At 66.8% G+C, this 5,986-nt stretch carries 8 protein-coding genes; 6 read left to right on the top strand and 2 right to left on the bottom strand.

Features of this window, described 5'->3' with window-relative positions:
* Positions 1 to 859: DUF2797 domain-containing protein (locus Dsi01nite_RS54690; protein WP_203854463.1), on the top strand; the 859-nt coding region annotated here is incomplete at its 5' end.
* A gap of 69 nt (positions 860 to 928) precedes the next feature.
* A complete protein-coding gene (locus Dsi01nite_RS54685; protein ID WP_203854462.1) occupies positions 929 to 1,744 on the top strand; it encodes a class I SAM-dependent methyltransferase in 816 nt (271 codons plus the stop codon).
* 56 nt (positions 1,745 to 1,800) lie between these two features.
* Here the strand turns inward: Dsi01nite_RS54685 and Dsi01nite_RS54680 are convergent, their stop codons facing one another.
* Positions 1,801 to 2,331: an NUDIX domain-containing protein gene (locus Dsi01nite_RS54680; RefSeq protein WP_239137216.1), complete on the bottom strand. Its 531-nt coding sequence runs from the start codon at positions 2,329 to 2,331 to the stop codon at positions 1,801 to 1,803.
* A gap of 202 nt (positions 2,332 to 2,533) precedes the next feature.
* Here Dsi01nite_RS54680 and Dsi01nite_RS54675 point away from each other — a divergent pair, with 202 nt between their 5' ends.
* From Dsi01nite_RS54675 to Dsi01nite_RS59290, 4 genes are all read left to right on the top strand, one after another.
* On the top strand, positions 2,534 to 3,706 hold the full coding sequence (locus tag Dsi01nite_RS54675) for a hypothetical protein (protein WP_203854460.1): 1,173 nt from the start codon (positions 2,534 to 2,536) through the stop codon (positions 3,704 to 3,706).
* Positions 3,707 to 3,927: 221 nt separating this feature from the next.
* Positions 3,928 to 4,056, top strand: a complete 129-nt coding sequence (locus tag Dsi01nite_RS58650) for a hypothetical protein (RefSeq protein WP_275423520.1) — start codon at positions 3,928 to 3,930, stop codon at positions 4,054 to 4,056.
* Between the two features lie 123 nt (positions 4,057 to 4,179).
* Complete coding sequence (locus tag Dsi01nite_RS59145; protein ID WP_203854459.1) at positions 4,180 to 4,689, top strand: GntR family transcriptional regulator; 510 nt, start codon at positions 4,180 to 4,182, stop codon at positions 4,687 to 4,689.
* A 302-nt stretch (positions 4,690 to 4,991) separates the two neighbouring features.
* Positions 4,992 to 5,450 (top strand): ImuA'/RecA-like NTPase, encoded by a 459-nt coding sequence (locus Dsi01nite_RS59290; RefSeq protein WP_505661202.1) that lies wholly within the window; start codon positions 4,992 to 4,994, stop codon positions 5,448 to 5,450.
* A gap of 65 nt (positions 5,451 to 5,515) precedes the next feature.
* Here the strand turns inward: Dsi01nite_RS59290 and Dsi01nite_RS54665 are convergent.
* Positions 5,516 to 5,986: WD40 repeat domain-containing protein (locus Dsi01nite_RS54665; protein ID WP_505661201.1), on the bottom strand; the 471-nt coding region annotated here is incomplete at its 5' end.

Here is a 5,986-nt window from a genome sequence, read left to right as displayed (position 1 = left end):
CCCCACGCTCATGCTCGCCAACCCGGCGACGGCGCGCCTCGACCACATCGACATCGTCGGACACACCCTCGGGTTCGCGGTGACCAGCACCGTGCGGTACTGCACCGGCCGGTACGAGTTCGCCGACACGTACAACGTCCGACCGCTGCCCTGTCCGCACCAGGCCGAAGCCACCAGCGGCGACCAATGCGCCGGCTGCAACGCGCAAGACGAGTTCCGTTTCGCGCACCGCGCCCACCAAGGCCACCACATCCCCGCCGCCCTCCAGGCGTACCTGGCGCAGCCACACTGGCTCTACCTGGCGACCTTCGGCCCCGGTGCCATCAAGGTCGGCACCGCGGCCGCACCCCGCAAGACCTCCCGCCTCGACGAGCAAGGCCCCATCCACGCCACCTACCTCATCGAGGCACCCGACGGGTACAACGTCCGCCAGCTCGAAGAGACCCTCAGCGCCCGCCTCGACATCCCACAGACCGTCCGCGCCACGACGAAACTCCAAGTCCTTCTTCACCCCGACATCGACCTGACCGCGCACCGCAGCCACGTCGCGCGCGCAGCTGCCGCCCTCACTGACCTGGGCTACGCACCCGCCCCAACTCCGTGGTCGCCGCCCGCCGCCGGCCACCACCTCCGCAACACGCAGTCCGGGCAGCACCGCGCCATCTACCCACACCCACTGCGCACCGGCGAGCACGGATTCCACGTCGGCTCCTGCCTCGGCACACGCATCCTGGTCCAACTCACACCCGACCCAGACGCGATCCGCTACATCCTCGACCTCAACAAGCTCAAGGGCATGAAGATCAGCCTCGGCGCCTTCACGTCACCAGCTACCCGGACCCAGACCGAGCTCTTCTGAACACCGGCCCACCGCGCTCCGACCGCCATCTCGTCAGTCCGAGCCGCCCGCAGGCGAAAGGCGAACATCATGCGACCACCCGACGCCCTCACCGGCTGGGACAAGGAAACCAACGCGGAACGATACGACCAGTTCACCTGCGACTACCCGTTCTACACCGTCTCCAGCCACGACCTCGTCCAGCGGGCAGACCTCGCCGACACAGACCTCGCCGTGGACCTCTGCGGCGGCACCGGCGTCACCGCCGCCGCCGCGCTCGCCGCCATGCCCACACACGGCCGCGTCATCACCATCGACAACGCCCCAGCCATGCACGTCGTCGGACAGCGCACCCGCACTGACCCGCGGATCACCTGGATGCTCGCCGACGCCGAGAACGTCGCCTCCGCCATCACCGAACCGGTCGACGCGGTGCTGTGCAACGCCGGCGTCTGGAAGACCGACACCATCGCCACCTTCGCCGGGGTCCGCAGCATCCTCCGGCCCGGCGGCCGGTTCGTCTTCAACATCGGCGGCGGCTTCGCCGGCCTCACCGCCTCCCAGCGGGACCCGCGGCCCTCGCTCAACGACCTGATCACCGCCATCGCCGTCCGCGACTTCGGCTACACACCCGCCCTCAACGACAACACGAGTCCGATCCTGACGGAGCCTGTCGTCCGCGAGCGTCTGCGCAACGCCGGACTCACCTTGCTGGCCGCAGACGTTGTCACCCAGCACGGGACACTCGAGGAGAAACGCGCGTGGCTGTCCATCCCCCTGTTCGCCCGGCCCCCGGGCCGCCTCCCCTATGACCAGCGCATGGCAATCCTCGAACAGGCCTACCGCGAGATCGACCCTGACCGGCCAACCGCTACGCAGTGGCTCGTCATCACCGCCGAACGCTGACCCGTGCCGGACACACGATCAACCACGTGAAGCGTGACGGAGGCGCCATCCCAAGTTCACCGGCCAAGGCCGGTCCCATGCTGTATCAACAGGGCTGCGAAGGTCCGCATCCGCGCACGGTCCTCGGGAAAGGCGCCGTCCCAATCCCGCTCCAGCGACATCCACGCGCCCGGCTGATGCGACTCCCAGCTCAACGCCACCGAGGCGTCCACGATCGCTGCGTAGGCAAAACCCAACGTCGCCGACCAGTCCGAACGGTACGAACGCACGAACACCGCTGCCGGCAACGGCAACAGTTCCGCCACAATCCCAGTCTCCTCCGCAAGCTCACGCGTAGCAGCTGTACGAGGAGACTCCGAACCCTCCACCCGTCCACCCGGGGCAACCCAACCTCGCCAGCGATGCCGGACGAGCACCACACGCTGCAAGGACTCGTCGAACACCCACACCTCAGCAGCGAACGGATCGACAGGCTGCTCGCCCACGTCCGCCAACCACCTACGGGCGTCGTCGAACTCCAGAACCGCCGCCGCGGCGTCCGCAATCGCCGCCGTTACGGTGCGCCGATCAGCGCCAACATGCGTCACCAAGGCAGACTACCGGCGCCGCTCACCCGGTCGGCGATGCACAAGCGCACGATCCACCATCAGTGCTCTCGCGGGTACACCCCAACAGCGCCGTCCCGAAAGGTCGCAACCCCTGAGAAGAGGACGAAACGATGACAACCGGTCAAACCTCGCCGAGGGGAGCGTATGCCGCCACGCCGCTTGCTCCCGCAGCGAAGCGGTCATGCTGATCGGCGACAACGACCTGCTCTACCAACGCCGTCGCGTCGCACCGCAGGACCTCGTCACCGTCGTGAAGCTGCCGAGGCGACTGCCCGGGCCGCCAGCCAACACCATCATGTTGTCCACCGCCGACCTCGCCGACCTTCCCGTGACGGTCCGCACCCGAGACGGCAACCGAACGGCCCACACGGCTACAGACGGACCATCATTGCTGCCTGGCCTCCAGCTCGGCGCCGCCATCGCCGAGACCATCGCCGACCTCGGCGGCCAACATCGGTCCGCCTTCCAGACACCGGTCTTCTGCGCCACCCGTCATCAGGGGGGCTGGCACGTCTACAGCCGCGCACACCAGCGACCCGGCCGATGGTGCTTCATCCGCACCTCCACCGAGCCCATCACCGCCACCGTCGATGACCTGTGCTGGCTCGACCCCGCCGTAGCTCTTCATGCCGACCACGCCAGCGTGCTCAACAGCCACGCATACACCAAACCCCCGATGTTCGCCGGGAAAGAGGTCGAAACCAAATTCACCCTGCCGCACCAAACCCCGATCTGGCCCCTCGCCGTCCAATCCCACGAACTGATGACCGCCGGCGCCATCCCCAACATGGTGCCGCGATTCGGTATGGACTTCGAATCCCGGGACTTCGACAACTACCTCTTCGACGTCAAAGGGCCAGAAACGCAACGCGGGTATGTCTCCTTCATGGCCGTCAGGCCTAACCTGTATCGACTAAAACGCAAACGCTTCAACACGGACGCACTGGTCCGCGAGGAGGACGTGAGCAGCGAGTTCAACCCGGGGCAGCCACTGGACGCGTACGTCCGTGACGTTCTGCGACTAGACGCCAGGCAGCTGCCCACATTCCGACGCATCCGACACGACATCATGTTCGAATCCGTCGCCACCGGAGGCCACTACAGCATCATTTTCGACAGAAGCACGCTGCACGCAGACCCCGACGAGACCCTGGTGCAATGCGAGATCGAATACATGCGAACGCGCAGCGTCCTGGCACCCGACATCGACCTGATTATGAACGAGTTCGCGGCACTGACTTCGTGGTGTGCCGATTTCCTCCGCGAGAACGGGATCGCAGCCAACGCGAACTACTACTCAAAGCTGACTTTTCTACGAGACGTCATTCAGCGCCGGCCGAAACTACGGTGGTAGCCCCGGATGCGAGGCTGGTAGTGACGAGTTCGGCTCCACCACCTCGAGACACCTCCCTCCGTCCATCCAGCGACACACTCCGGGCCACCTCGGCCCAATCGGCATGACCGAAGCCAGAACGGAGCGGCACGAGCATCGAACCAGCCACGGACTCGAATGTAGGTGCGAACAACCGGCACCGTGATACCCCCGGCCACCCTGCAGCGCGCGGCACGCTACCGATGGCGCAGCGCCTACTGGACCCTGCCATCGAGGACGAGATCCAAGCACTCGCCGCTGAGGCCGGCTCGATGACCGAGGACCAGCGCGCCACCCTGGCCCGGCTCCTGCGACTCAACCGGGCAGCCTGACGGACACCTGGAAGGTGGAGTGCCGGACACAGACTACGCCGCCCCACTTACCAGACTCGATCAGGATCGGGTGACTCCTAGCCGGTCATTGCATATTAGGGCCACAGGGCCCTAATATGCGGTATGCGCACACCAAATATAGGTACCGTGCTATATCTAGAAGTCGCCGCCAGCATCCGCCAGGCGATCCTTTCTGGGGAACGTCCGCCCGGTTCGGCACTCCCGCCGGAACAGCGGCTTGCTGCCGCACACGGCTGCGGCCGCGATACTGTCCGCGACGCCCTCGACGTCCTGCGCAGCGAAGGGCTCGTCACCACTACCCGCGGAAAGCCGACCCGTGTCACGCCGCTCCCAGAGCATCAGCCAGTGCGGCTCGAGTCCGGCGCGACGGTAATTGGGCGGATGGCAACACGACCGGAATCAGACCACAGCGGCTGGCCGACGTATGTTCCGCTGCTTGTCGTGACCGGCACCAACGTTCAGCAGCAGGTCTACCGCACAGACCGAACGGCACTCGTCGTGCCGTGGCAGCACACGCCGAACGGTGCCAGCCCAACGACCCGACGGCTTCCTGCAGCATCAAGCGCGCGGCCCGACGACAGTCACCGTCCTCAACGCTTACGCCGAGGCTAGAAAACCAAGGGCTGGAGCACCTGCGCAACAAGCGGGGGCCTGTCGCTGGTCGACGGACTTTCGCGAGCCGACAGGTAAGCCACCGCAGACCATCCCGCAGGATCGTGACGCGGAATGCTGCGACCTCCCAGCGATGCCGCTATGATTTCGAACGAATGTACGATCGCCGTGGCGCGAACCAGGCGATCGTCAGTTGGCCAGGACCGGGATGTACTGGCCCGGTAGTGACGGCGCGTTCCCCTCCGCGCCGTCCATGACGTGGGTGAGGGGAGAACGGCGTGTCCGCTGAGAGGGCCCTAGCGATGGACACGTCTGCGTCGCCGGCCGCGCGGATCGCGGCCCTGGAGCGTGCCGGGCTTGTCCGGCGTGGTCCCGGCACTCGGGAGGCGACCCTCGACGGCGCGCTGCCTGTCGTTGCGGAGCTGCGGGGTCTGCTGCCCTCCGGGCTCCCTCGGGGAAGCACAGTCGGCGTCGCGGCGACCGGGACGGCCAGCACTTCGGTGCTGCTTCTCCTGCTGGCGGCGGCATCAACGGCGGGATCGTGGTGTGCTGTGGTGGGCATGCCCGCACTCAGCTCGATAGCAGCTGAGGAGACAGGGGTGGTGCTGGAACGGCTCGACCTCTGCGGGTTCCGGGATTCTGGTTCGTTCCGGGACGCGAACTCGCAGCACTGTGGCTGGTTTGAACGTTCTGCTGGTCGGGTTGGTGCTAAGCCCTCGTGTGCATGGCCGAGGCGCGGTGACTGCCGCGATCGCAGGTGAGACTGGCACGGTTGTGCCAGTCGCGGTAGTTGACACCGCGGACGCTGTGTGACCTGCGTGATCCTTCATGAACGCTGCTCTGAACGTGAGTCGACGGCGAAGACGGCGATATCCCAGCCCGCCGCGGCAACTAGCCAGCCGCGGTCGGCGGTGGCGGCTGCGGATAATCCATCCCAGAATGGCCACACATCGATACGCCGGTGATCGTCAAGGTCCCACACCCGCACCGTGGCGTCGTCGCTGCCGGTGACTGCGACGCGCCGGCCGGCCAGCACTGTGCACGCCACCGCCGATACACCGCGGTTGTGCCCGGTCAAGGGGAAGCTGACGGGCTGGCCGGTGCTCAGGTCCCACACCCGCACCGTGCGGTCGTCGCCGCCGGTGATCGCAACGGATCGGCCGGCCAGCACCGTGCACGCCACCGCCCTCACCATGCTGGTGTGCCCGGTCAAGGGGAAGGTGACGGGCTGGCCGGTGCTCAGGTCCCACACCCGCACCGTGCAGTCGTCGCCGCCGGTGACCGCGACGGGCCGGCC

The sequence above is a fragment of the Dactylosporangium siamense genome (assembly GCF_016862795.1).
In the GTDB taxonomy this organism is placed as follows: Bacteria; Actinomycetota; Actinomycetes; order Mycobacteriales; family Micromonosporaceae; genus Dactylosporangium; species Dactylosporangium siamense.
The sequence above is the reverse complement of the archived record's forward strand: the minus strand, read 5'-3'. Positions and strand labels throughout refer to the sequence as shown.